The organism is Rhodococcus sp. PSBB066, from assembly GCF_017068255.1.
GTDB classification, from domain to species: Bacteria; Actinomycetota; Actinomycetes; order Mycobacteriales; family Mycobacteriaceae; genus Rhodococcus; species Rhodococcus aetherivorans.
On record NZ_CP070859.1, the window covers coordinates 806,258 to 830,478 of the forward strand.

General features: G+C 68.2%; 24 protein-coding genes. 10 read left to right on the forward strand and 14 right to left on the reverse strand.

Annotated elements, in window-relative coordinates; all coding sequences use genetic code 11:
• Positions 1-222: 222 nt before the first annotated feature.
• Both JYA75_RS03790 and JYA75_RS03795 read left to right on the forward strand, forming a co-directional pair.
• Positions 223-1,587, forward strand: coding sequence for a TIGR01777 family oxidoreductase (locus tag JYA75_RS03790; RefSeq protein ID WP_006931521.1), 1,365 nt, complete (start codon positions 223-225; stop codon positions 1,585-1,587).
• 11 nt (positions 1,588-1,598) lie between these two features.
• On the forward strand, positions 1,599-3,104 hold the full coding sequence (locus tag JYA75_RS03795) for an SDR family oxidoreductase (protein WP_203329721.1): 1,506 nt from the start codon (positions 1,599-1,601) through the stop codon (positions 3,102-3,104).
• A 50-nt stretch (positions 3,105-3,154) separates the two neighbouring features.
• On the opposite strand, the gene JYA75_RS03800 is transcribed toward JYA75_RS03795, so the two are convergent.
• The 3 genes from JYA75_RS03800 to JYA75_RS03810 all read right to left on the reverse strand — a co-directional run bounded on the left by JYA75_RS03800 (position 3,155) and on the right by JYA75_RS03810 (position 6,526).
• Positions 3,155-5,014 carry a BCCT family transporter gene (locus JYA75_RS03800; protein ID WP_221776157.1) on the reverse strand — a complete coding sequence of 620 codons (1,860 nt, stop codon included), beginning with the start codon at positions 5,012-5,014 and terminating at the stop codon, positions 3,155-3,157.
• 229 nt (positions 5,015-5,243) lie between these two features.
• The gene (locus JYA75_RS03805; protein WP_043802862.1) at positions 5,244-5,825 is read right to left on the reverse strand and encodes a lipocalin family protein; all 582 of its coding nucleotides are present in this window, start codon (positions 5,823-5,825) and stop codon (positions 5,244-5,246) included.
• Positions 5,826-5,854: 29 nt separating this feature from the next.
• Positions 5,855-6,526 carry a fasciclin domain-containing protein gene (locus JYA75_RS03810; RefSeq protein WP_029546844.1) on the reverse strand — a complete coding sequence of 224 codons (672 nt, stop codon included), beginning with the start codon at positions 6,524-6,526 and terminating at the stop codon, positions 5,855-5,857.
• A 147-nt stretch (positions 6,527-6,673) separates the two neighbouring features.
• Here JYA75_RS03810 and JYA75_RS03815 point away from each other — a divergent pair, with 147 nt between their 5' ends.
• The 3 genes from JYA75_RS03815 to JYA75_RS03825 all read left to right on the forward strand — a co-directional run bounded on the left by JYA75_RS03815 (position 6,674) and on the right by JYA75_RS03825 (position 8,840).
• Positions 6,674-7,303: a dienelactone hydrolase family protein gene (locus JYA75_RS03815; RefSeq protein ID WP_185713393.1), complete on the forward strand. Its 630-nt coding sequence runs from the start codon at positions 6,674-6,676 to the stop codon at positions 7,301-7,303.
• Between the two features lie 219 nt (positions 7,304-7,522).
• Entirely contained in the window at positions 7,523-8,098 is a 576-nt protein-coding gene (locus JYA75_RS03820; RefSeq protein WP_006931514.1) for a sigma-70 family RNA polymerase sigma factor, read from the forward strand.
• On the forward strand, positions 8,088-8,840 hold the full coding sequence (locus JYA75_RS03825) for an anti-sigma factor (protein WP_006931512.1): 753 nt from the start codon (positions 8,088-8,090) through the stop codon (positions 8,838-8,840). The genes JYA75_RS03820 and JYA75_RS03825 overlap by 11 nt, the downstream gene beginning before the upstream one ends.
• Positions 8,841-8,875: 35 nt before the next feature.
• Here the strand turns inward: JYA75_RS03825 and JYA75_RS03830 are convergent, their stop codons facing one another.
• On the reverse strand, positions 8,876-9,295 hold the full coding sequence (locus tag JYA75_RS03830; protein ID WP_006931511.1) for a MarR family transcriptional regulator: 420 nt from the start codon (positions 9,293-9,295) through the stop codon (positions 8,876-8,878).
• 74 nt (positions 9,296-9,369) lie between these two features.
• Here JYA75_RS03830 and JYA75_RS03835 point away from each other — a divergent pair, with 74 nt between their 5' ends.
• The 5 genes from JYA75_RS03835 to JYA75_RS03850 all read left to right on the forward strand — a co-directional run bounded on the left by JYA75_RS03835 (position 9,370) and on the right by JYA75_RS03850 (position 14,586).
• Positions 9,370-11,442: an MMPL family transporter gene (locus JYA75_RS03835; RefSeq protein WP_029546841.1), complete on the forward strand. Its 2,073-nt coding sequence runs from the start codon at positions 9,370-9,372 to the stop codon at positions 11,440-11,442.
• 121 nt (positions 11,443-11,563) lie between these two features.
• A complete protein-coding gene (locus tag JYA75_RS03840) occupies positions 11,564-11,917 on the forward strand; it encodes an HPF/RaiA family ribosome-associated protein (protein WP_006931507.1) in 354 nt (117 codons plus the stop codon).
• A 568-nt stretch (positions 11,918-12,485) separates the two neighbouring features.
• The gene (locus JYA75_RS29080) at positions 12,486-12,608 is read left to right on the forward strand and encodes a hypothetical protein (RefSeq protein WP_006931504.1); all 123 of its coding nucleotides are present in this window, start codon (positions 12,486-12,488) and stop codon (positions 12,606-12,608) included.
• 231 nt (positions 12,609-12,839) lie between these two features.
• Positions 12,840-12,998: a hypothetical protein gene (locus JYA75_RS03845; RefSeq protein ID WP_006931502.1), complete on the forward strand. Its 159-nt coding sequence runs from the start codon at positions 12,840-12,842 to the stop codon at positions 12,996-12,998.
• Positions 12,999-13,137: 139 nt separating this feature from the next.
• The gene (locus tag JYA75_RS03850) at positions 13,138-14,586 is read left to right on the forward strand and encodes a hypothetical protein (RefSeq protein ID WP_185713392.1); all 1,449 of its coding nucleotides are present in this window, start codon (positions 13,138-13,140) and stop codon (positions 14,584-14,586) included.
• 234 nt (positions 14,587-14,820) lie between these two features.
• On the opposite strand, the gene JYA75_RS03855 is transcribed toward JYA75_RS03850, so the two are convergent.
• Genes JYA75_RS03855 through JYA75_RS03900 form a run of 10 tightly spaced genes read right to left on the reverse strand, consistent with a single transcriptional unit; the run spans position 14,821 to position 24,142 of the window.
• On the reverse strand, positions 14,821-15,615 hold the full coding sequence (locus tag JYA75_RS03855) for an SDR family NAD(P)-dependent oxidoreductase (RefSeq protein ID WP_185713391.1): 795 nt from the start codon (positions 15,613-15,615) through the stop codon (positions 14,821-14,823).
• On the reverse strand, positions 15,612-16,109 hold the full coding sequence (locus JYA75_RS03860) for a hypothetical protein (RefSeq protein ID WP_165039823.1): 498 nt from the start codon (positions 16,107-16,109) through the stop codon (positions 15,612-15,614). The genes JYA75_RS03855 and JYA75_RS03860 overlap by 4 nt, the downstream gene beginning before the upstream one ends.
• Positions 16,106-17,251: a thiolase family protein gene (locus tag JYA75_RS03865; protein ID WP_203329722.1), complete on the reverse strand. Its 1,146-nt coding sequence runs from the start codon at positions 17,249-17,251 to the stop codon at positions 16,106-16,108. Before JYA75_RS03865 ends, JYA75_RS03860 begins: the two co-directional genes overlap by 4 nt.
• Complete coding sequence (locus JYA75_RS03870) at positions 17,248-17,598, reverse strand: OB-fold domain-containing protein (RefSeq protein ID WP_221776156.1); 351 nt, start codon at positions 17,596-17,598, stop codon at positions 17,248-17,250. Before JYA75_RS03870 ends, JYA75_RS03865 begins: the two co-directional genes overlap by 4 nt.
• A 45-nt stretch (positions 17,599-17,643) precedes the next feature.
• Entirely contained in the window at positions 17,644-18,798 is a 1,155-nt protein-coding gene (locus tag JYA75_RS03875) for an acyl-CoA dehydrogenase family protein (RefSeq protein WP_050034298.1), read from the reverse strand.
• 17 nt (positions 18,799-18,815) lie between these two features.
• Entirely contained in the window at positions 18,816-20,498 is a 1,683-nt protein-coding gene (locus tag JYA75_RS03880) for an AMP-binding protein (RefSeq protein WP_168578853.1), read from the reverse strand.
• Positions 20,495-21,433: an SMP-30/gluconolactonase/LRE family protein gene (locus JYA75_RS03885; protein ID WP_185713390.1), complete on the reverse strand. Its 939-nt coding sequence runs from the start codon at positions 21,431-21,433 to the stop codon at positions 20,495-20,497. The genes JYA75_RS03880 and JYA75_RS03885 overlap by 4 nt, the downstream gene beginning before the upstream one ends.
• Positions 21,433-22,569, reverse strand: coding sequence for a CaiB/BaiF CoA-transferase family protein (locus tag JYA75_RS03890; RefSeq protein WP_050034295.1), 1,137 nt, complete (start codon positions 22,567-22,569; stop codon positions 21,433-21,435). Before JYA75_RS03890 ends, JYA75_RS03885 begins: the two co-directional genes overlap by 1 nt.
• Positions 22,566-22,967 carry a Zn-ribbon domain-containing OB-fold protein gene (locus JYA75_RS03895; RefSeq protein WP_081636920.1) on the reverse strand — a complete coding sequence of 134 codons (402 nt, stop codon included), beginning with the start codon at positions 22,965-22,967 and terminating at the stop codon, positions 22,566-22,568. Before JYA75_RS03895 ends, JYA75_RS03890 begins: the two co-directional genes overlap by 4 nt.
• Entirely contained in the window at positions 22,964-24,142 is a 1,179-nt protein-coding gene (locus tag JYA75_RS03900) for a thiolase family protein (RefSeq protein ID WP_168578851.1), read from the reverse strand. Before JYA75_RS03900 ends, JYA75_RS03895 begins: the two co-directional genes overlap by 4 nt.
• Positions 24,143-24,221: the final 79 nt, after the last annotated feature.

Sequence of the window (24,221 nt, forward strand, 5' to 3'; positions counted from 1 at the left end):
GCTCCGAATGCCGATGGGACGGACCACCCCCGTCCCGGACGGACAACCGAGAGGAACACGACAATGCGAGAACTCGTCGAAACGGCGTTCATGGCGATCCACACTCCTCTGGTGAACGCATACACCATTCTCATCAACATGATTCCCAGCTGATTCCACGGCGGCGCCGGGAGCTCTCCCGGCGCCGCTCCCGCACACCCGGACCAGGCCGAGGAAGGCACGATGGGCATCACGTACTCGAGCGTCGTCGACGCGCCACGCCGCGACGTCTTCGATTGGCACAGCCGACCGGGTGCGGTCAGGCGCCTGCTCCCCCCGTGGCAGCCGCTGCGGGTGATCACCGAATCCGACTCCCTCGAGTCGGGCCGGGCCGTCCTCGGCCTGCCGGGCGGATTGCGCTGGATCGCCGATCACCAGCCCGACGCCTACGACCCGCCCGCACGGTTCGTCGACAGCGTCGGCCGCGACGGGCTCACGTCGCTGCCCGCGGGGATCGCCGTATCGTGGCGGCACGAGCACACCTTCGAGGCCCTCGGCGACCGTCGCACCCGCGTCACCGACCGGGTCGACACGCCCGTCCCGGAGCAGCTGCTGAAGCAGACCTTCCTCTACCGGCACCGTCAGCTCGCCGACGACCTCGCCGCCCACCAATGGTCACACGAGCAGGGGGTGCGGCCCGCCACGGTCGCCGTCACCGGGACGTCGGGCCTGGTCGGCACCGCACTGACCGCATACCTGAGCACCGGCGGCTATCACGTCGTCAGCCTCGTACGCGGCGAACCGCGCGGCGACGACGAACGTCGCTGGGATCCGAACGACCCCGCACCCGACCTGCTCGAGGGGATCGACGCCGTCGTCCACCTCGCCGGCGCCTCGATCTCCGGGCGCTTCAGCGACGCTCACAAGACCGCGATCCGGGACAGCAGGATCGAACCCACCCGGCTGCTGGCCGATCTCGCGGCACGCACTCCGAACGGACCCGCGACGTTCGTTTCCGCGTCGGCGATCGGGTTCTACGGCTACGACCGCGGCGACGAGCCGCTCACCGAGGATGCGCAGCGCGGCACCGGGTTCCTCGCCGACGTCGTCGCCGACTGGGAGGCCGCCACCGCGCCCGCCGCCGCGGGCGGGCTGCGCGTGGTACTGGTGCGGACCGGGATCGTGCAGACACCGCGCGGCGGGCCGCTGCAGTTGCAACGCCCCCTGTTCGAGGCCGGGCTCGGCGGCCGGCTCGGCACCGGCCGGCAGTGGCTGTCGTGGATCGACCTCGACGACCTGCTCGACGTCTACCACCGGGCCCTCGCCGACCCCCGCATCGCGGGCCCCATCAATGCCGTTGCACCGGAGCCGGTTCGCAACGACGAATACACCCGCACCCTGGCGCGGGTGCTGCACCGGCCGGCGCTGCTGCCGGTGCCCGGGTTCGGACCGCGGCTGCTGCTCGGCGAGGAAGGCGCGCGTGAGGTCGCCACGGCCGATCAGTGCGTCGTCCCGCGGTGCCTGGTCGACCACGGGCACCGCTTCCGCCGGCCGAAGCTCGAGGCCTGCCTGCGGCACCAACTCGGCCACATCGTGGAGAACGGATGAGTGGAGAACGGATGAGCTCCCCTCCGCTGCGCATCCTCGTCACCGGGGCGACCGGCTACATCGGGGGCCGGCTCGCCCCGCTGCTGATCGACGCGGGGCACCGGGTGCGGGTACTGGCCCGGACCCCCGACAAGTTGCGGGACGTGCCGTGGGCCGGCGACGTCGAGATCGTGCGCGGCGACCTGACCGACCCGGAGTCCCTGGCCGTCGCCTGCCGGGACATCGACGTCCTGTACTACCTGGTGCATTCGATGGGCGGGCGCGGCGAATTCATCGACACCGAACGCGCCGAGGCCGAGAACGTCGCCGCCGCCGCCCGGGCGGCCGGGGTGCAGCGCATCGTGTATCTCGGTGGGCTGCACCCGGACACGGCCGATCTCTCCACGCATCTGCGTTCCCGGGAGCAGGTGGGCCGGATCCTCGTGGAGTCCGGCGTGCCCACCCTGGTGCTGCAGGCCGGGGTGGTGATCGGTTCGGGCTCCGCGTCGTTCGAGATGATCCGGCACCTGAGCAACCGTCTGCCCCTGATGACCACCCCGAAGTGGGTGAACAACAAGATCCAGCCCATCGCGGTGCGCGACGTGCTGCACTACCTGGTGGGCGCGGCCACCGCTCCCCTCCCCCGCAGCCGCACCTACGACATCGGCGGCCCGGACGTGCTGCGCTACGGCGAGATGATGCAGGTGTACGCCGAGGTCGCGGGCCTGCGCCGGCGCCGCATCCTGGTGCTTCCCGTCCTCACTCCGAAGCTCGCGGGCCTGTGGATCGGGCTGGTCACCCCGATCCCGCCGTCGCTGGGCCGGGCGCTGATCGAGTCGCTGAGCAACGACGCGGTGGTCGCCGAACACGATATCGACGAGGTGATCCCGCCGCCGCCCGGCGGACTGACCGGCTACCGCGAGGCCGTCCGTCTGGCCCTGCACAAGCTCGAGCGCGGCGACGTCGAAACCACCTGGGCGAGCGCGTCGCCCGTCGGCGCCCCCGCCGAACCGCTGCCGTCCGACCCGCACTGGGCGGGGGAGGCGGTCTTCGTCGACGAGCGCGTTATCGACTGCGACACCGACGCCGGCACGGTGTGGGAGGTGGTCGAGAGCATCGGCGGCGAGAACGGCTGGTACTCCTTCCCGCTCGCCTGGACGATCCGCGGGTGGCTCGACCGGTTCGCCGGCGGCGTCGGTCTGTCCCGGGGCCGCCGGAACCCGCGCACCCTGCACACCGGGGACGCGCTCGACTTCTGGCGCGTCGAGCGCCTCGAACGTCCCACCCTGCTGCGGCTGCGGGCCGAGATGCGGGCGCCGGGCGGGGCGTGGCTCGAGTGGCGCATCGAGCCGCTCGATCCCGGCCGGGCCCGGCTGCACCAGAGGGCGATCTTCTTTCCGAAAGGGCTTGCAGGACGGATCTACTGGTATGCGCTCGTGCCGTTCCACGGCATCATCTTCAAGGGCATGCTCGAGAACATCGCCGGCACCGCGCACCGCACGTCGGGGCCGAATGTCACATACGGTCACGTGAAGTGATGCGGTGTGACATTCGGCCCGCGGAAGGACGGCAGTAGCCGCCGCGGCCGTCAGTTCGGCGCGGGCTGCCGCCCGTGTTCGGCCTCGCGCTGGGCCACACCCTCGGCGGACTCGGCGAAGTGCGGCGTGTCGAACACCTCGCCGCCCAGCGGATCCTCCGGGTGGGCGTCGTCTGCGATTGCGACCTGCCCGGTCTGCGCGTCGACGCTGACGGAATTCGCGGGCACCTCGTGCACGGCGACGACGAGGCGGGCGGGCGCACCGGGCTCCACGACTCCGTTCCGGCTCGGATCCAGGCCGGCGAACGTGGCGGAGATTCCCGGCCGGTGGCCGGCCTTGTGCCCACCCGGGGCGGCGGCCGGTTCCCGCACGGCCACCTGCAGGTACCGGGGGGCGGTGGCGACCTCGTACCGGAACGCCTTCAGCATCGACACGCACGCCAGCACCATGACGATCGAGAACGGGACCGCCGTCACGATCGACGCCGTCTGCAGGGCGGTCAGCGACCCGCTGCCGCCGACGATCAGCAGCACCGCGGCGGCCACACCCTCGAGCACCGACCAGTAGACACGGGTGATCTTCGGTGTCTCGAGGTTACCGCCGGTGGAGAGGATGTCGATCACCAGCGACCCGGAGTCCGACGACGTGACGAAGAAGAACACGACGACGACGATCGCGAGCAGACTGGTCAGGACGGACAGCGGCAGACCGTCGAGCAGCACGAACAGCGACGTGTTGGTGTCCACCGTGCCGTCGGCGGCGAGCATGTCGCCGTCGTTGCGCTGCCGCAGGATCCCGGCGTTGCCGAAGATGGTGAACCACAGCGACGCGACGAGGGTGGGGGCGAGCAGGACACCGAAGACGAACTCGCGGATCGTGCGACCGCGGGAGATGCGGGCGATGAACATACCGACGAACGGCGCCCAGCTCATCCACCAGCCCCAGTAGAAGACGGTCCACGCCCCCGACCAGCCGTCCTCGGCGAACGGGGCGGTGCGCAGCATCAGTTCGGGCAGGGCCTGCACGTAGCCGCCGAGGTTCTGCACCCACGACTGCAACAGGAACAGCGTCGGCCCGAGCAGCAGGACGAAGACCGCGAGTCCCGCCGCGAGTGCCATGTTGATGTTGGACAGCCACTTGAGGCCGCGCGAGACGCCGGACACCACCGAGAAGGTTGCCAGCCCCGTCACCCCGACGATCAGCGCGACGGTGAGCCAGTTTCCGGTCTCCACCCAGCCCAGGTAGTCGAGGCCCGCGGAGATCTGCTGGACGCCGAAGCCCAGCGACGTCGCGACACCGAAAAGGGTTCCCACGATGGCGATCGCGTCGATCGCGTGCCCGATCGAACCCTCCACGCGGGCGCGCCCGAGCAGCGGTTCGAGGAGCCAGCGCACGGACAGCGGACGGCCCTTGCGGTACGTCATGTACGCCAGGCCGAGGCCGACGACGACGTAGATCGCCCACGCGTGCAGGCCCCAGTGGAACAGGGTCAGCTCCATCGCCTGGTTCGCGGCGGCGTCCGTGGAGCCGGGGATGCGTCCCGCCTGCGGGGGATCCACGTAGTGCGACAGGGGTTCCGCGACACCGTAGAACACCAGTCCGATACCCATGCCGGCGCTGAAGAGCATCGCGAACCACGAGAGGGTTCCGAACTCGGGTTGCTCGTCGTCGCGGCCGAGCTTGATGTTGCCGATGCGGCTGATCCCGCAGTACAGCGCGAAGATCACGAATCCGGTGGCGATCAGGATGTACCACCAGCCGACGCCGTCGGTGACGGCGCGGTTGAGCGAATCGAACGCCCCCTCGGCCGACCCTGCGTAGACGACCGCAAAGGCGATCAGCCCCAGGATCACCAGCGAGGCGGGGACGAACACGGGCTTGCGCAAGCCTCGCCATGCGTCGCGAATCATCTTCACCAGCTCCTCGTGTCGCGGCGAGCCGGATCCGGCGCTCGGAGGGCTCACCCACGTCGCGAATCGAACCTAACAGAGCCGGCGCGCGCCCGCGGGAAACGCAACCGAGCACCCGCGCCACCCCGCCGGGGGCCGAATGTCACATGCGATCGATCGAGCTGATGCAATGTGACATTCGGCCGGGCGGAGCGGCACCGGTACGAGTCCGGTACGCGCAGAAGGCGGTTCACACGGTGCAGAGCGGTTTGATCTCCTGCAGGCCCTCCGTGGTGGGCGAGGTGAGCATGAGGCAGCTGTTGTAGCCCTGCTGCTCGACCACGGTCCGGATCTGCTGCCACGCAGCGTCGTCCACGACGGGCGAACGCGACAGTACGAACCCGGAGATCCGGGTCGGATCCCCTACGAGCGCCCACGAGTAGTCGTCCGCGAGGTAGCTCACGATGTAGTTGCTCGGACCGTCCAGCGAATCCTGGGACGGCACACCGGGGAAGCTCACATGCAGCGACGCGGTGTCGTTGACCCGCGCGTTGCCGACGATCCCCCGTCGCTCACCGGTGACGGTGGTGCACGAGTTCTCCACCCGCACGTTGCGCTCGTCGAGCAGGGTGTAGTTCGCCGTGGTGTCGCGCACGCAGTCGAGATTGAACGGCGCGGGATTGGCGGCCAGCTGATACCAGGTGCCCATGTACCGGTTCACGTCCAGCTCCGCCACCGGGGTGAGCGGGGCTGCCTGCGCCGGTGCCGCCATGAGGGCGGCGCCCGCGGCGGCCAGGACGGCCGCCGCGAGGCCTCGGATCATTCGTTTCACGTCGCTCCTCGGGTCCTACCGGGTCCGGGTCACTGCTGCGGTGCCGGCGGCAGCAGGACGGAGTCGACGAGGTAGACGGTCGCGTTGGCCGTCTTCACGCCGCCACAGATGACGTTGGCGTCGTTCACCTTCCATTCCTCGCCTTCACCGGTCACCTCGACGGTACCGCCCTGAACGGTGGTCTGGGTACCTTCGATGTCCGACGGCGCGATCTGGCCGGGCACGACGTGGTAGGTGAGAATGGTGGTGAGGGTGGCCGTATCGGTCTTCAGGCTCTCGATGGTTGCCGGATCGACCTTGGCGAAGGCGTCGTCGACCGGCGCGAACACGGTGAACTCGCCGCCGTTGAGCGTGTCGACGAGATTCACCTGCGGGTTGAGCTGCCCGCTGATCGCCGCGTTCAACTGGGTCAGAATCGGAATGTCGGCGACGGCAGTCCCGACGGGTTGCTGCGCGATGGCCTCCAGCGAACCCGGCCCGCTGGGAACCTGCTCGGCGTACGCGGCGCAACCCGGACCCACCGGGGCCGACGCCATGGCCTCGGTGGTGGGCGACATCGCCGACGTGGCGCTCTCCATCGCCGACGTAGCCGACGTGGCCGACGACGAACCCGAGTCGTCGGACGAGCACGCCGCGACACCCATCATCGCCATTGCGCCGATTCCGACTGCCGCCAAGCTCTTTCGCGTGTTGATAACCATGGCCCCAATTCCCTTCGGTGTCGTGGTCCTTGCGACCACGTCGGTCAGGTGTGTCATCTGCCATTCGGCGCGGACGGAAGGGCGGATGGGTGGATCTGCAAGATTTTTTCGACCCATCCGATTCCGGCCGCGCTCCGAACACCCGGCATGGAGATTGCATCGAACCGGCCCCGCGCACACGTGCTGGTTCTTCCGGGTGGCAAGCCGGCCAGCACGGCCGCCGCCCGGCCGTGGCACCTGTCCGCGCTGCGGATGACCTTGCTGACCGAATCCCTGCGCTCCCGGCTGAGCATGTACGACATCACCGTCGGGCAGGTGCGCTACACCCACCGCGGATGGAACGGGAACCGGATGAGTCCCGTCCACGACGCCCTGCGCGCCCTCGACGAGGTGCACCGGCGGCGCGGCGACGTTCGGATCGGGCTCGTGGGCCACTCCATGGGCGGAAGGGTGGCGGCCCACCTCGCGGCACAGCCCGGCGTCGGGGCCGTCGTCGCGCTGGCACCGTGGTGGCCCGACAACGACGGCGCTCTCGTCCCCCCCGAGCGACGGCTGCTGGTGGTGCACGGTACCGCCGACACGAGGTGCGATCCGCGCCTGAGCGCGGTCCAGGCGGCCCAGGCCCGCGGACGCGGCGTGGACGCCCAGTTCCGGCCGCTCGCGGGGGCCGGCCACTTCCTGCTCACCAAGCCGGGCTGGTGGCATGCCGTCACCGCCGAATTCCTCCGTGAATCCCTGGCCCCGGCCGGCCGGCGGGCAGGAGGAGACCATGCCTGACACCCCGCGCGACGTCGCAGTGCTCGGCAGCGGTGGCGCCGGCCGGCCGGATCGGGCCGGCGGCGTCGCGCTCGAGAATTCGTTCCGGAGGTGATCGCCTTGCTCGATTCGACTCTTGCCTCGCCCGCCGGCCCCGGCCGCCCGAACGGACCGGCCGAGGACGGCTTGAGCCGCCCGAATCGCCCGACTAGGCTTTCGCTCGATGAGCAGACAGGGCCGATGACCGGCGTCGGCGGACGTACCGACACACTCGATGCGCTGCTCGCGCGCGTGGCGGTGCAGGACGCGGCTGCATTCGCCGAGTTCTACGACCTGACCCGCGCCCGCGTGTACGGCATGATCCTGCGCGTCCTGCGCGATCCCGGCTACAGCGAGGAGACGGCGCAGGAGGTCTACCTGCAGGTCTGGCGTTCCGCCTCCGGTTTCGACGCCGCCCAGGGTTCGGCCCTGTCCTGGCTGATCACCCTGGCGCACCGCCGGGCCGTCGACCGGGTGCGGTCCGAGCAGTCCGGGGCCGACCGCGAGGCACGCTACGGCGCGAGCAACGTCGACGCGGCGTTCGACGTCGTCAGCGAGGAGGCGGCCCGGCGCGAGGACCGGCAGCAGGTCGCCCACTGTCTGGGCACGCTGACCGATCTGCAGCGTCGGTCCGTCGAACTCGCCTACTTCGGTGGGCTGACGTACCGCGAGGTGTCCGAACAACTTTCGGTCACGCTACCGACCGTGAAATCGAGAATCCGAGACGGACTGCTCCGTCTGCGCAAGTGTCTGGGGGTGCAGGGCGATGACGAGTGAGGCCCGGCCCGGTTTCGGCGATGTGGACCGCGAACTGATCGACCTCGCGGTCGTGTACGCGCTCGACGCGGTGTCCGATGCCGAACGCCGCGACATCGAGTCCCGGGTGGCCGAAGCCGCTCCCGAGGTGGCGGCGGCGTTCGCCCGGGAGACGGCGGCCGTCCGGGAGACCATGGCCGTGGTGTCGGCGTCGACGGCCACCGAGCCGCCGGCCGGACTGCGCGAGCGTCTGCTGGACGCGATCGCCGCCGAATCCGGCCCGCAGGCGCCGCCCGTCGCACCGATCTCGCTGGACGAGCGGCGCGGCCGGCGCCGCAACTTCCTGCTCGCCGCGGCGGCCGCACTGCTGGTCGCCGTGGGTGGATTCGCCGTCGTCGCCCAGTTGCAGGAGGGCACCGCACCCACCTCGGCGCAGGTGTTCGCGGCGGAGGACGTGCGCACCACGTCGGGTGAGATCGAGGGCGGCGGAGTCGCCACGGTGGTGTACTCGAAGGAAGCCGACGCCGGGGTGCTGGTGATGAACAACGTGGCGCCGCCCGCCGAGGGCAGCGTCTACCAGATGTGGCTGATCACCCCCGAGGGCCCGGAGTCCGCGGGCATCATGGACGCCGAGGCGGTGGCGCCGTCCACCACGGCCGTCCTCGAGGGTGTCGGGCATTCGACCGCCCTGGCATTCAGCATCGAACCGCCGGGCGGGTCGGCGCAGCCGACGCAGATCTTCGCCCAACTGCCGCTGGGCTGACCCGGGGGACGGAATCGCCCGCACCTCGCGGCGGCTCAGCGCTGTGCCGATCGGACCAGTTCGATCAGAAGGGAGCGCAAGGTGGCGGGGTCGGACACCACCGCGGTCGGTTGCGCATCGGTGCGCTCGAGTTCGATCATCGCCCGGTACAGCTCGTACCCCGATTCGGTGATCCGGACGCGCATGCGCCGCTCGTCGGCGGGATCGACGGTGCGCGTGGCGAATCCGGACCGCTCGAGGTGCTCGACGGTCCGGCTCATCGTCTGGTCGGTCACGCGGCAGGCCCGGGCGATCTCCCGCTGGGAGCGCGGACCGTCGGCGATCGTGTGCAGGGCCACCAGCCCGGCGTGGGTGAGACCGTGGGCGCGCAGAGTCGATTCCCAGGCCTGCTCCACCAGCCGGGCGGCCGTGGACAGCAGCCGGCCGGTCGGCCAGCTCTCGAGATCGTCGGTCATGAGATACCTTTTCACTATTGTTCAGCTAGCTGAGTAATCTGGGCTCGGCGTACTCGCATTCTCCTGGAGGAAGATTGAACACCGTCACCGCGCCGGCGCGTTCACCTCGTCGCATCCGCTGGCTGCTGCCGGCGCTGCTGCTCATCGCGTGGCTCGCGATCGCCGGCGCCGGCGGTCCCTTCGCCGGCAAGCTCAGCGAAGTCCAGCAGAACGACAACAGTTCGTTCCTCCCGGCCTCCGCGGAATCCACCCGGGCGGGCGAGCTCTATGCGGACTTCACCGACACCCGGTACGTGCCCGCGATCGTCGTCGCCGAACGCCCCTCCGGCATCACCCCCGACGACCTTGCCTACCTCGCGGGGGCGTCGGCCGGCCCGCCGCCGGTCCCGTCGCAGGACGGTCAGGCCGCGCGGATGATCGTGCCGATCGACAGCACCGGAGAGGTCGGGGACGCCGTCGACGAACTGCGCGCCGAGCTTGCCGATCCGCCCGAGGGGCTGACGATCTACGTCACCGGTCCCGCCGGGCAGATCGCCGATCTGACGACGGCGTTCGAGGGCATCGACGGCCTGCTGCTGCTGGTCGCCGGTGGGGTGGTGCTGCTGATCCTCGTCGTCGTCTACCGCAGTCCCCTGCTGCCGTTCGTGGTGATCCTCTCGGCGGTGTTCGCCCTCGCGCTGGCGAGCCTGCTCGTGTACCTGCTGGCCGACGCCGACGTCATCGCCCTCAACGGACAGAGCCAGGGCATCCTGTTCATCCTCGTCTTCGGCGCCGCGACCGACTATGCGCTGCTGCTGGTGTCCCGCTACCGCGAGGAACTGCGCCTCGAACAGGACCGGTTCGCCGCGATGCGCACTGCGTGGCGGGCCACGCTGGAACCGATCGCCGCGTCGGCGGGCACCGTCATCGCCGGCGTGCTGTGCCTGTTGCTCTCCGACCTGAACTCCAACCGCGGCCTCGGCCCCGTCGCCGCGATCGGCATCGTCGCCTCGTTCGTCGCCTCCATGACGTTCCTGCCGTCCGCACTGGTGCTCCTCGGCCGGGCCGCGTTCTGGCCGAAGCGGCCGACGGCCGACCCCGACGCCGATCGGGACGACCTGGCGTCGGCGCACCGGTTCTGGAACGGGCTCGCACAGCGGGTCGGCGCCCATCCGCGGCGGATCTGGGTGGTGTCGAGCCTCGTCCTCGTCGGCTTCGCGATGCTGCTGCCGCAGTTCAAGGCCGACGGCGTCGCCCAGTCGGAGATCTTCCTGCTCGAGACCGACTACGTGACCGGCCAGGAGATGCTCGGCAGGCACTTCGACGCCGGCACCGGCTCCCCCACCGTGATCATCACCCGCGAGTCCGCGGCCGGCGACGTCGCCGCCGCCGCCCGCGTCGAGGGCGTCACCGAGGTGGCGCCGGTGACCGGCCCGGACGGTGCGACGACCGTCGTCGACGGCCGCGTCGCGCTGCAGGCGACCCTCTCGGATCCCGCCGACTCGCCGGCCGCCGAGAACACCGTCGAGCGCATTCGCGACGCGGTCGGCGGAGTGCCGGGGGCCGAGGCCCTCGTGGGCGGGACCACGGCGGTCGATCTGGACACCAAGAACACCGCCACCCGCGACCGCACGGTGATCATTCCCGTCGTCATCGCGGTGGTGCTGCTGATCCTGATCCTGCTGCTGCGGGCACTCGTCGCGCCGGTGCTGCTGATGCTGACGGTCGTCGTGTCCTTCGCGGCGACCCTCGGCGTGTCGTCGCTGGTCTTCGACCATCTGCTCGGGTTCCCCGGCGCCGACCCGGTGGTGCCGCTGTTCGGCTTCGTCTTCCTCGTCGCGCTGGGCATCGACTACAACATCTTCCTGATGACCCGGGTGCGGGAGGAGAGCGCCCGGGTGGGCACCCGGCGCGGCACGCTGCGGGCCCTGACCGTGACCGGCGGGGTGATCACCTCCGCAGGCATCGTCCTGGCCGCGACGTTCTCGGCGCTGGCGGTGATCCCGCTGCTGTTCCTCGCGCAGATCGCGTTCATCGTCGCGTTCGGCGTGCTGCTCGACGCACTGCTGGTCCGGTCGCTGCTCGTGCCGGCACTGACGATCGACATCGGAAAGCGGATCTGGTGGCCGAGCACGCTCGCGCGCAGGGAACCGGAAGAGGTGGGCTGACACGGCCGGCCTGGTTGCTCACCCGTACCGAGTTCGGGTGGAATCGACACGACGCAGCGCGCGAAGGCACGGAGAACGACCTCCGGCCGTACCGACGCGCTCGAGAAGGAGACAGCTCGCGATGCAGATCCAGCTCAACAAGGACAGCCACATCCAGATCGACGACGACATCGCCCGTCGCCTCGAGGAGGAGTTGGAGTCCGCACTGAACCGGTTCGCCGACCGGATCACCCGGGTGGAGATCCACCTCAGCGACGAGAACGCGGACAAGTTCGGCACCACGGACAAGCGTTGTCTCCTCGAGGCGCGGATCGCCGGCCAGCAACCGATCGCGGTCACCCACAACGCGGGATCGGTGAAGGAGGCCTTCGACGGCGCCGTGCACCGCCTCCGCAGCCTGCTCGATTCCAAGCTCGGCCGCTCGACCGACCACAAGGGCGGCCCCTCCATCCGTCACATGGAGGTCGACGAGTAGACGACTCTCCCGGGAGTCGTCGGGACGAGAATCGCCGCGCCGCAGTTCCTCGTTCCGCACGGTCGACCGTTCAGGACGGCACGACGTGTCCCGCAACACCGCCCCCGACGGCATTGCGGGACACGCCGGGGGCCGCCGACCCGGCACGGCAGGTATCGCCGGCGCGGACACGACCCCACGGGACCGAGCGTGTTCAGCTCAACCCGACACCGAGACCGAACGTCACGCTCAGCCACTTGAGGAACGCGCTGAATGCGACGCCCAGATCGAATCCGGCAGACATCGGACTCTCCTTCACCCTCGAAGATCCCGACCCGACCTCAGTGTATTACCCTCGAAAGAGTCACACCACCAACGGATTTCGGGCAAATACCCCGGAGGGGACTTCTCGGGCGGTGGCGCGTGCTACGGCCCGAACCCCCACCACCTCGAAAACGGCGCGTCTCCGGCGGCACCGCCACCGCGGGCGGGCACCGACGCCGGGCGCCGTTCCGGCGAACTGGACTTTATTTTTTTGTTGGGTATGGTCGTGGCCAGTTTGCGATTGCCGATTCGGAAAGGATTGACAATGGCCGCCAAGCCCGCCGTCAAGAGTTCCAAACAGTCCGCCCGCACCCTGAAGGAGCGGCGCGCGGAAAAACGAGCCAAGGCGCTCGAGTCCACCCAGTTCCTCCGCAAGCGGAAGAGCTGACCGCGGATCGACGACGACCGATCCGAACGAAATGGATTTCACAACAACAGTTCTCGAGAGACTCTACGCGCAGCTCGGAATCGAGATCGCCCTCGTGGACCCCGGGGACGAATTCCTTCCGGGATATCACCGGGGAATTCGGACCGCGCGACTGTACGTCCTCGACGAATTGGCTCGCCATTCCGCACTGCCTGCCACCATCAGAAAAACGACGAGAGAATCGCATCTCCCATGAACACGGCACAGCACGCGCTCGGGAGAATTCGAGCGAACCTGGAAAATGATCTGGAGACACTCGCCCGCGCCGAGCACACCCGCGGGTTCCGCCGGGGACTGCGTGAGGCGTTGACTCGCGTGACGGAACTCGAGGACGCCACCGCCGCGGGCTGACCCTCCCGGATCCCTCCGTCCCGGCCCGGGAGCTGCGTCCCCGGGCCGGGGCGGAGCGCTTCGCGCCGGAGGCGCCGACCTCGTCACCGTGCCGAAAGCGAAGAATCAGATGCCGCGCCGGTATACCGATGTTGTTGCCATGCATGCCGAACCGATGCCGTCCCCGGCTCGGGCCGGGGTGCTGAAGGTGATGTTCCTGCCGCTGGACGTCGCAGCGAGCAGGCTTCCTCCCGCCGTTCCCGCCGTTGCCGGCACGGAGCCGTTCCTCCCGGCACGCATAGCCGACGCCCCCGGTGCCGATCACGTCGAGCGGGCACCGAGCCTGCTGGCGTTCCGGCACCTCACGGACCCCGGCGACGGCCCCGTCGCCTTCGGACCGGTCCGGCATCCGGCGGCGGACACTCCACCGTCGGCGCCCGGCCGGACCCGTGTCGGCGCGCCCGGCGCGTGTGCGTCCCTGTGGGAGGTGCCCGGCGGCGGACTGGTGCTGGTGTGCGAGGAGTTGACCGCCGAGGCGCCCGGCACCGTGCTGACCTGGCACAGCGATCCCCTCTTCGACGGTGCCGACACCGGATTCCGTCGTGCGCTCGACGCATTTCTGGCGCCGTTCCGGGTGACCGCCGATGCCGGCCTGGTCGACGTGTTCCCCCGGCTCGACACCCGGCTGCCCGACCCCGCGGTGTACCGCCCGCTCCGCGAGGTGGTCGTTCGCACCGCTCGTCCGCTTGCGGCCGAGCGCACCGTCGAGGGACTGGTCGTGGAGGTCGCCGGGGACGGGTCCGATGCGGTGCGCCGGCTCGTCGGACCTCCCCGCTCCGGCACCCTCGCCGACGGGGTGTCGCGGGCATCCGGACGGTTGCGCATCTGGCATCCGGAACCGTTGGCCGATGCGCCGGTGCGGGCCGGGGCGCGGCTGGGCGTCCGCGACGACGCCCGTGCGATGCTGGTCGATCTCGGCGCCGCAGACCGTCACGGTTACCTTGGGGACGGCACCCGCGAGATGCTCTACCACCTGATCTGCTGGGTCGGCGCCCGGGCACACCTGCACACCGATCGGCGCCGGCTGCTCGGGCACCTGCGCACCCACCGCTCACACGACCGTGCGCAGCTCCTCACCGCGCTCGACGAGGTGGCCGACGTGCGTGCGCGCCTGGTCGAGGTGGCGCTGCTGTGCGCTCCCCCCGACGACGCGCCGGGACGGATCGCGCCGACGCGGTTGCGCTCGCTGCTCGCGCACCGGGCGAGCGCGGAGATCGACGGGGCACGAGCCGAGTTGACCGAGCTGTGCGCCACCGCCGACCTGGTGCTGCACCGGCGCCTGCACACCGCTCGCCCCCGGCCGCAGCCGCTGCCCGCCGCGCCCGCCGTCCTGTCGGCGATCGCACTTCCGGCAGCGGCGACGGCGGCGCTGCTCGTCCCGCTGCAGCATCTGCACCCCCCGGCGCTCGTGCCGGCCGCCGTGTCCGCCGCCCTGGCCGTGGCGTTCCTGGCGGCGCCGCGACGAGATGGTGATGCCGCCGGACTCGTGCCGTTCCGGCGTCGGGACCCGCGGGCGCTGCGCCGCAGGGACGCCGGACCCGGGGTGTAGAGAATTCGTCAGGACATCGGCCGCGAGCGTCAAGATTCCGTATGGATCGCGGTCCGCGGACGGGCGCGGTGCGACAGTCATCGGTGACATCGGCTACCAGCGGGGCGACGACCTTGTTCGTAAGATCGTTCGGATTCGCGTAAACGGGATTGGAAGGCATGCTGACCCTTTCGTGGTGTTTTGACTTCAGCTGAAAGGGCGGTCTTCTGCGCAATGTCCGGACGGGTCTTCTCGTTACGCGGAGACGGTGTCCTTTCTGATCGAGCCGCTGATGCTTCGACCCCCGCATACCGGAATGCTCTGTCCGGTCACGTAACCGGCGTTGGCGTCGCCGAGGAAGGCAACCGCGCGGGCCACATCGATGGGCCGTCCTACCCGGCCGACCGGGATGGAGTGCCGGACCCGATCGAGGATGTGGGCGGGCATCGAATTCGACATCGGTGTTTCGATGAACCCGGGTGCAATGCAGTTGACGGTGATGCCGTCGGGCGCCAGGGACAACGACAGGCTTCTACTCACGCCGGCGATCCCCCCCTTGGAGGCGGCATAGTTGGTGGAGCCGAAGTTGCCCAGCCAGGCACGCGAAGTCAACGAGATGATCCGGCCACTTCCAGAGCAGCGCAGCGCCGGCAGAGCTGCAGCGGTGGTGGTCAGCATCCCGATCAGATTGACCTCGATGACCTGGCGGAAAACCGCGGGGTCCATTTTCTCGATGCGGGCGTCCTTGAGAATTCCCGCGCAGTTCACCAGAACGTCGAGTCCACCGAGATCGGCGACGGTGGCATCGACGGCGGCTTGTATGGACTGCCGGTCGGCGAGGTCTGCGGCTCGGGCCGACACAGCTACACCGGTTGCGTCGGCGATGTCGTTCGCTACGGTTTGCAGCGCATCTTCGGAGATGTCCGACAGCCCTAGGCTGTATCCGAGTTCGGCCAGGTGTTCGGCGATACCCCGTCCGATGCCGCCCGCAGCGCCGGTGATGAAGGCGACACGAGCACGCGGCGTGGATTGCTGGTGGTCGGGGTTCATGGGTGCAGCCTCCCGAGGTCGGCGCCATTGGCGGCGTAGAGTTCTTGGCCGGTCACCGCAGTGGCATGCTCAGCGGTCACCGTGGCGATCAGCTCGGTAACGGCCGGTTCGTTGGGGTCGGTGTCGAAGAAGATCGCGTTCGCGGCACCGCCGTGCCGCTGCAACTCGATCGCGACCGACCGGACGAAGCTGATCAGAGCCCCCGTAACCGCGCAATCCAATGGTCTGAGCGGATCCCCCAGGGCCGCAGACGCGGGGGCGAGGACGACCACCCGACCGCGACCGTGTGTTTCGGTTATCGACGGCCAGTGATGCTGAACGGCGGAGAACGCGGACAGCAGCGGATGTGCCACCGCATGCTCGAGGTCTGCGGTGTCGAGCGTCTGATCACCGTCTGCGCCGCGGAAGACGAGCACCACTACCGGGGAGGCGGCTACGTCGGCGGGGTTCGCGGGATCGGTGAGGTCGATTGTAGTGACCGTGGAGGCAGTCATCGCGTCACCAGCAGGACTGTGACCGAGCCACCGTCGGTGCCGCTGACGGTGCCTCCCTTGCAATAGGCGAGCCCGACGTTCACTTCGTCGACTTGCCGTCTACCGGCTCGGTGGGTGAGTTGCCAGGTGAGCTCGCAGATCTGCGCGACGCCGGTGGCCCCCACCGGGTGTCCACGGCTGAGGAGGCCGCCGCTGGCGTTGACGGGAAGTTTGCCCCCGATCGAGGTGTTACCGCTCTCTGTCCATCGCCCACCCTCACCGACCGGGACGACGCCGAGGCCTTCCAGGCGCACGATCTCGGCGATGGTGAAGCAGTCGTGCATCTCCACCAGGTCGATGTCTTCCGGCCCGTATCCGGTTATGTTCCACGCCTGTTCACCCGCTCGACGAGAGACGTCCTCGTCGTTGAGGTTGGTGTCGGCAGTGACGATTTTGCCGCTGACCAGGGCGCAGCCGGCGATACGCGGAGCTGATGAACGCCCTAGTCTGGCGAGACCGGCCGCACTGCACAGAACCACTGCGGCGGCACCGTCGCTGATGGGACTGCAATCGAGAAGTCCCAGTGGCTCGGCGATGGTGCGGGCGTCGAGAACTTCCTGCAAACTGATCGGTCGCTGGTATTGAGCGAACGGGTTGTGCACCGAGTGGGCGTGATTCTTCACGGCCACCGCGGCGATCTGCTCGCGAGTGGCACCGTGGTCGGACATATACCGCCGCGCACTCATTCCATGATTGGCGGCCATGACCAGGCCGTTGATGGCATCGAGGTCCGTGGGGTCGGGCATGACGCCGCCGGAGACACGGTCGGTCATCTTCTCCGCACCGATGACCAAGACGATGTCATACAGCCCGGCCTTGATCGCGATCCACGCTTCGCGGATCGCGGTCGCCCCGCTGGCGCAGTAATTTTCGTGGTTGGAGACGGGAAGCCCGCCAAGACCCATCTGCGCCGCGACGCGTTGGCCGGCGACCGGGCCGCCGAACACGTGCCCGACGTAGACGGATTCGATATCCTTGGTGGTCACGCCCGCGTCGGACATCGCTTCGCGGGCAGCGCCGACGGCGAGTTTCTCGAACGTGATGTCGACGGGGTATTTGCCGAATCGCACCATGCCGGCGCCGGCGATGTAGGTCTCGCTCATCGGTTCTCCTCGGTGCCCCGGAATCGGTACCACCACAGTGGTTCTCCGGAGGAATCGGTCTTCAACGTAAACAACTCGACGGCAACTTCGTCGTCGATCGCGACGGTGCCTGTCGCCGCGCCCAACAACCGGACACCGTCGTCGAGATCGACGGTCACCAAGGTGTAGGGCGTCTGTAACGGGGGCGGGGCCTGGTGAACGATGGTCCAGCTGGTGACTCGACCTCGGTCGGCCAGCAGGACGTTGTCGACGGCGTCGGCGCCGCAAATGGGGCACAGCGGCCGCTCCGGGAACGAACGCCGGCTGCACGCCCGGCAGGCGATACCCTTGAGGCCCTGGGGCTCCAAGCTGACAACGTCGCTTCTCAGTGGTGAACCCGTGGAAGTCATGGGCTACATTCCGCCTCTCTGGACCAGCTGCGCTGCAATGATGTTCTTCTGAATTTCATTCGTACCCTCGCCGACGATCATCAAGGGGGCGTCGCGGAAGTACCGCTCGATGTCGTACTCGGTCGAGTAGCCGTATCCGCCGTGAATGCGCAGCGCGGACAGCGCGACCTCCATCGCGGTCTCGGAGGCGAACAATTTCGCCATTCCCGCCTCCATGTCACATCGGAGTCCGGCGTCGAATCGACTGGCGGCAAACATGGTCAGCTGACGCGCGGCAGTGAGTTTGGTTGCCATGTCCGCAAGTTGGTGACCGATTGCCTGATGCTTCCAGATCGGCTTGCCGAACGACTGCCGATCCTGTGCGTATTGCAGCGCGTCTTCGAGCGCGGCGCGGCCGACCCCGAGGGCGCGGGAGGCGACCTGGATCCGGCCGGTCTCGAGGCCCTTCATCATCTGGGCGAAGCCGTGGCCCTCGGCGCCGCCGAGCACGGCCGAAGAGGGAACTCGGAAGTTGTCGAAGGAGAGCTCGCAGCTCTCGACGCCCTTGTATCCGAGCTTGGGGAGGTCACGCGAGACGGTCAGTCCGGGGCCGTGCTCGACGAGCAGGATGGAGATGCCCTTGTGCGTCGGGGTGGCCTGGGGGTCGGTCTTGCAGAGCAGGGCGATGAGGCCGGAGCGGCGCGCATTGCTGATCCAGGTCTTCGAACCGTTGACGAGGTATTCGTCCCGTTCGAGGCGTGCATGGGTACGCATCGCCTGGAGGTCGGATCCGCCGCCGGGTTCGGTCAGGGCCATGGTCGCGCGCAGTTCGCCGGTGGCCATCCGAGGAAGGTAGGTGGCCTTCTGGTCGGGGGTTCCGAAGGTGGTGAGCAGTTTCGCGACGACGGTGTGACCGCCCATGGCGCCGGCCAAGCTCATCCAGCCGCGCGAGAGCTCCTCGGTGACCTGGACGTAGCACGGCATCGAAACCGGAGCGCCCCCGAACTGCTCGGGAATGGCCAGTCCGTAGATGCCGATCTTCTTCATCTGTTCGATGAATTCCTCGGGGTACTCGTTCTGGTGTTCCATCTCGTGTACGACTGGCTTCACATCGCGGTCGATGAAGTCGCGGACGGTCTGGACGAGGAGTTGTTCTTCCTCGGGGATGTCGATATTCACGTGAGAGTCCATCTGCGTCAGTGGTCGGAGAGCGGAGTGTCAACCGCCGGGGTGGGCATCCCGGCGGCGTCGAGCCCGAGTTCGGTGAGCGCAAGTTCGCGCAGGCGGGCCTTGGGTACCTTGCCGCTCGCGACCCGCGGGAAACTGGCACTGGTTCCGTAGATCACATGGTGCGGGGCCTTGTACTTGGCGGCTCTGCTGCGGACGTGGTCCTGGATCCGGTCGAGGGTGACGTCGTCTCGGTCGGCGTCGACGAAGACAACGATCGCCTCCCCGCGCGCGATGTCGGGAATGCCCACGGCATGCACTTCGCGGACGCCGGCGATCTCCCCTACCAGAAGTTCCACTTCGAGTGGGCTGACGTTGATGCCGCCGGGCTTCATCATCTCCGAGAGCCGGGAGTGGAAGTGCAGGTATCCGTGCTCGTCCATGTATCCGAGGTCACCGGTGCGGAAGAAGCCGTCGGGTGTCATGACCTCGCGATTGCGGTCGGGATCTTTGTAGTAGCCCCGCATGACGTGGCCGCGGATCAGGATCTGTCCGATTTCACCGGTCGGTACGGGCTCGTCGGTATCCGGGTCGGCGATGCGGATGTCCCAGTCGGGGAGGGGACGCCCGATGGTGTCCTCGGCCCGCTCGACGGGGTCGTGGGCATCGGTCAGCGCGCACAACCCGTAGGACTCGGTCAATCCATAAATGCTGGTGCCCAGGGTCAGCCCGAGTTCGGTGCGGGCGAGTCGACGGTCCGCCTTGCTCAGGCCGAGGACACCCTTGCGAAGGCTGAGTTGGCGGCGAGCGCAGTCGGGATGGTCGACGAGGCTTCGGGTCATGTTTCCGAGCCCGTAGTACGCGGTGCAGCGCTCACGTTCGAGCAGTTCGAGGGCTCGGCCCGGTTCGTACACCTCCATGAGAACCACACAGGCGCCGTGGGTCCAGGTCGCGCCGAGGGCCTGGATGACACCGAGTCCGTAGAACAGCGGTGTCGCGAGGAACGACCGGTCGTGTTCGTCGAGCGCCTGCCGTTCGCCGATGTTGAAGGTGTTGACGATGGCGTGGTGATGTTCGAGCGCGACACATTTCGGTCGCGCCGTGCTGCCGCTGGTATAGATCAGGTACGCGAGGTCGTCCGGCTCGACTGCGGCTTCCGCATCGGCCAGCGCGTCGTCGCTGATCTGTTCTCCGCAGCCGAGGAACTGACGGAGCGATACGGCAGCCGGGAGGCGGTGCTGCCCGAGCTCGACGACGTGGTGCAAGGCCGGCAGTTTCGTGTCATGGAGTATGCCGTCGGGGCCGGGTGCCTCGGTGACCGCCGCGACGGTGCCCGCGACGATGGGAACGTAGTCCGTATCGCGAAGCCGATCGAAGAACAGCAGGACCTTCACGTCACCGTGGTCGAGCGCGTACGCGAGCTCATCGGTCTTGTACCAGGTGTTGATGGGCACGACAACTGCGCCTATCCGCGCCCCGGCCATCGCGGTGTACAACCATTCGGGGCGGTTTCCGGCCAGTATTGCGATCGAGTCACCACGGCCGATTCCCATGGCCAGCAGCGCCTTCGACCATTGGCTGACCCTGTGATCGAGTTCGGCGAAGGTGGTGGCCGTCCCTTCGAACGAGATCGCGGCCCGGGTGGGGAAGCGGTCGGCCATTTCGTGCAGCAGGGCCCCCCAGGTGCGAGCGGCAGGAGCTGATGCGGTCATTGGAGTTCCTCGCGGTGTGCAGGCGACGAATCGGGTGGGGCCGGAGAAGCAGGCGGGGTGGGTAAGCCGGAGGTTTCGACAGGGAAGGCGAGTACGCGCCCGCCCTTGGCAACGGTGACGATCAGACGGTCGAGCGCGTCGCCGGCGAAGCAGACGCTGGTGGGCATCGTTCCTACACCGATCGCCAACTGCTCACACATCTGGCCGGTCGAGTCGAAGTAGGTGACCTTTCCCGATTTGCTGCCTGCTACCCACAGACCGCCCTGAGCGTCGATGGTGATGCCGTCGGGGGTCGAGACGGTGATTTGCGGGAAGTCATGATCGACGGTCGCGCTGTGTGCTGTGACCACATAGCGGCGTACCCGATCACGAGCGGTCTCGGCGACATACAGGTGTTCCGGGTCGGGCCCGAACGCGATGCCGTTGGGAAAGAAGACGTCGTCGAGAACGACTGAGGCGTGATCGGCCGCGGGGTCGTACCTCCAGACGCGCCCCGGCAGGGCTGCGCTGCCGAAGCCGTGGCCGTTCGGGTCGGTGAACCAGAGGGCGCCGTCCGGTCCGAACGTACAATCCGACGGAGCGTGAACCCTTCCGTTGAAGATGGTGCTCGGCGCGGCGGCCGCCCGGTGATCCCAGACCTGGATGGACGGCGAGACCGGCACCTGTGATCGGGTGGGCATCGCGCCGCCACCATTCTGGGTGATCCACAGTCGCCCGTCGCAGCCGAGCGTCATGCCATTGGGTCCACCACCGGTTTCGGCGACTGCCACAGCCGGGCGCCCGTCGAGGAAGATCTCGTACAGCGCGCCTCGACTGACGCTCGTGACGAACAATCGGCCGTCTGTGGTCCATACGGGCCCCTCGGTGAAACCGATGTTCTTCCCGAGTGTCAGGCCGTCGTGGACTGTTCTGCTGATAATTGTCGTTGCCGCCATCAGTGCTGTCCTGTTCTGATTGTCGCCGGTGCCGCGCGGACGGTCGACGCCCAACGGGTCATCAGGGTCTCGGCTGGCTCTGTGTTCTCGCCGCGGCCACCGGCGGTGCCCGGTGTTCTGCTGTAGCGAGGAGCGGGCGCCGGCTCGACGCGATCACCACGGACGAGGGTGTTCCGAAACTGCATATGCGGATCGGTCACCGCCTCGTCGAGCGCGAGAACGGGGGATACGCACGCGTCGAGTTCGGCGAAGACCAGTGTCCATTCTGCGCGCGTTTTCATCCGGAAGATTCGCGCAAACAGGTCCTTCATGGCGGGCCACTGCGCCCGGTCGTGCTGTGCCGGTAGGTCGGCGTCGGCGAGCCCGAGACCGAGGAGCAGTCGCTGGTAGAACTGCGGCTCGATGCTGCCCACGGCCATGAAGGCGTCGTCCGCGGTCCGGTAGACGTTGTAGAAGTGCGAACCACTGTCGATGCTGTTCGTGCCGGGTTCGCCCGACCAGTTCCCGGTGGCCTTACGGTTCCAGATACCGCTCATGAGCAGGCTGGTTCCGTCGATCATTGCGGCGTCGACGACCTGGCCGGTACCGCTGGATACCCGCTCGTAGAGTGCGGCGAGGATTCCGGTGACCAGCAGCATCCCGCCGCCGCCGTAATCGCCGACGAGGTTCAGTGGCGGAACAGGGACTTCGCCCTGGCGGGCGATGGACCGGAGGGCACCGGTCAGGGCCAGGTAGTTGATATCGTGCCCAGCGGTAGCGGCGAGTGGTCCGTCCTGCCCCCAGCCGGTCATTCGGGCGTAGATCAAGGCCGGGTTGCGGTTCAGGCAGGTGCCGGGTCCGAGCCCCAGCCGTTCCATCACGCCCGGCCGGAATCCTTCGATGAGTACGTCGGCGTGGTCGATGGCCTCCAGAGCACGGTCGCGATCGTGTAGGTCCTTCAGATCGAGGCTCAGTGCGGTCCGTCCCCGGCCGAGGATGCCGGGGTCGTCGGTGTGCTGCCCGGGCCGGTTGATGCGCAGAACTTCCGCGCCGGCGTCGGCGAGCATCATCGCGGCGAACGGTGCCGACCCGAGTGCGGCAATCTCGACGACGCGCAGTCCACGGAGCGGGCCGAGGGAGGGGGCTGTGTCGGTCATGTGCCTTCCTTGTCGGCTGCGACGAAGATCAGGTGCGACTCTCCGTCGTCGATGGTGGTGAAGTCGGCGCGGACTCGCTGCCCGATCCGGAGAGAGGACATCGGCGCGCCGACGACGTTGCCGTAGATCCTGGCGCCCTCGTCGAGTTCGATGACCGCGACGACGTACGGGCTCGGCAGGTAGAAGTCGGTCAGGTAAGTCCTGTGGAAGGCGGCGTAGGACCACAACCGGCCCTCACCGCTCACCGTGGTCCACTGCGGGCTTTCCGTGTTTCCGCAGCGAGTGCAGGCCGCTTTCGGGGGAAACTGATGGTTTTCGCAGGCTGCGCATGCGCTGATCAACAGCTCGTGCCGGGCCAGTCCTTCGAGGTGGGCGGTCAACGAATAGCGGGGGTTCATGCCTGTGCTCCGTACACGACCGAGGTCACCACGGGAGCGGCGCACAGGTACTGAGCGATGGTCGCATCGTGCACCTGGCGGTCGCCGCACGTTTTCCTCAACTGGCGGATGGCCTCGACGTTCAGCCCCCACCCTTGCATGTAGCTTTCCGACAGATGTCCGCCGGAAGTGTTGATCGGCAGTTCACCGCGCAGTCCGATGCGGCCGTCCTGGATCCATGCTCCGGACTCGCCGGGAGCGCAGAATCCGAGGCCCTCCAAGGTAAAGAGCACATTGGGGCTGAAGTTGTCGTATGCCATCAGGACGTCCACGTCGGCCCGAGTGCAATCGGCCATTGCATACGCTTGTTGCCCGGCGGTGCCGATTGCCTCGCGCCAGAAGTCGTCCGGCGGGAAATCGGAGTTGCGCAGCTGCCCTTGTTGTCCGAACCCCAGGACGTGAACGGGTGGTTGAGCGCAGTCGCGGGCCCGGTCCGCTGAGGTGAGAATCATGGCCACGCCGCCGTCGTTGATCAGGCAGTAGTCGTAGATCTTCAGCGGTTCGACGATGAAACGGGACTCGAGGTAGATCTTGTGTGAGATGGGATCTTTGAATACGGCTTGCGGATTCCGCGATGCGTGCTCTCGCAGGGTGACCGCAACCTGCGCCAGTTGTTCGGCGGTGGTGCCGTACTGCGCACAGTGCCGCTGGAACATCATCGCGTAGAAGGCTCCGGGCGAGGTCATCCCATACGGCAGGGTCAACGCCGGGTTGGTGCCGTATCCCTCGGCGGCCGCGCTGGCGCTCGCGCCGCCGCCTCCATAGGTGTGCCCACCCGAGCGCCCGTTGTTGCCGTACACCAGCGCGACGGTGGAGGCCACTCCGGTAGCGATGGCCAGCACCGCCATCTGGATGGCGACGCCGGTCATGCGTCCCTCCGCCGGCAGCTGCGCCGACCAGCGGGGTTCAATTCCCATCCGCGAGGCCACCACCTCGTAACTACTCACCCGGTTCACGATCAAGCCGTCGAGGTCGCGCGTGGTGAGTCCGGCATCGGCGAGTGCAGCCTCGAGGGCGGTCAAGCCCAAATCGTCGGCGGAGGAACCCGGGAAATTGCCGAATTCGGTCGTGCCGACCCCAACCACTGCGGTGGCCGCGCGAAGTGCGGCGCGATCTGCGTGACGGTGCGTCTGCACTACAACTCCCGATTTGATAAATGATACGTACGGACAAATTCACTGTGACATGCCCGCGGTGTTTTCGCAAGAGGGCGGA

Bases quoted from the DNA above. Each gene is read 5' to 3' on its own strand.
- JYA75_RS03790 (WP_006931521.1), top strand. From the start codon at position 223: ATGGGCATCACGTACTCGAGCGTCGTCGACGCGCCACGCCGCGACGTC.
- JYA75_RS03795 (WP_203329721.1), top strand. From the start codon at position 1,599: ATGAGCTCCCCTCCGCTGCGCATCCTCGTCACCGGGGCGACCGGCTAC.
- JYA75_RS03800 (WP_221776157.1), bottom strand. From the start codon at position 5,014: ATGATTCGCGACGCATGGCGAGGCTTGCGCAAGCCCGTGTTCGTCCCC.
- JYA75_RS03810 (WP_029546844.1), bottom strand. From the start codon at position 6,526: ATGGTTATCAACACGCGAAAGAGCTTGGCGGCAGTCGGAATCGGCGCA.
- JYA75_RS03815 (WP_185713393.1), top strand. From the start codon at position 6,674: ATGGAGATTGCATCGAACCGGCCCCGCGCACACGTGCTGGTTCTTCCG.
- JYA75_RS03820 (WP_006931514.1), top strand. From the start codon at position 7,523: ATGACCGGCGTCGGCGGACGTACCGACACACTCGATGCGCTGCTCGCG.
- JYA75_RS03825 (WP_006931512.1), top strand. From the start codon at position 8,088: ATGACGAGTGAGGCCCGGCCCGGTTTCGGCGATGTGGACCGCGAACTG.
- JYA75_RS03830 (WP_006931511.1), bottom strand. From the start codon at position 9,295: ATGACCGACGATCTCGAGAGCTGGCCGACCGGCCGGCTGCTGTCCACG.
- JYA75_RS03840 (WP_006931507.1), top strand. From the start codon at position 11,564: ATGCAGATCCAGCTCAACAAGGACAGCCACATCCAGATCGACGACGAC.
- JYA75_RS29080 (WP_006931504.1), top strand. From the start codon at position 12,486: ATGGCCGCCAAGCCCGCCGTCAAGAGTTCCAAACAGTCCGCCCGCACC.
- JYA75_RS03845 (WP_006931502.1), top strand. From the start codon at position 12,840: ATGAACACGGCACAGCACGCGCTCGGGAGAATTCGAGCGAACCTGGAA.
- JYA75_RS03850 (WP_185713392.1), top strand. From the start codon at position 13,138: ATGCATGCCGAACCGATGCCGTCCCCGGCTCGGGCCGGGGTGCTGAAG.
- JYA75_RS03855 (WP_185713391.1), bottom strand. From the start codon at position 15,615: ATGAACCCCGACCACCAGCAATCCACGCCGCGTGCTCGTGTCGCCTTC.
- JYA75_RS03860 (WP_165039823.1), bottom strand. From the start codon at position 16,109: ATGACTGCCTCCACGGTCACTACAATCGACCTCACCGATCCCGCGAAC.
- JYA75_RS03865 (WP_203329722.1), bottom strand. From the start codon at position 17,251: ATGAGCGAGACCTACATCGCCGGCGCCGGCATGGTGCGATTCGGCAAA.
- JYA75_RS03880 (WP_168578853.1), bottom strand. From the start codon at position 20,498: ATGACCGCATCAGCTCCTGCCGCTCGCACCTGGGGGGCCCTGCTGCAC.
- JYA75_RS03885 (WP_185713390.1), bottom strand. From the start codon at position 21,433: ATGGCGGCAACGACAATTATCAGCAGAACAGTCCACGACGGCCTGACA.
- JYA75_RS03890 (WP_050034295.1), bottom strand. From the start codon at position 22,569: ATGACCGACACAGCCCCCTCCCTCGGCCCGCTCCGTGGACTGCGCGTC.
- JYA75_RS03895 (WP_081636920.1), bottom strand. From the start codon at position 22,967: ATGAACCCCCGCTATTCGTTGACCGCCCACCTCGAAGGACTGGCCCGG.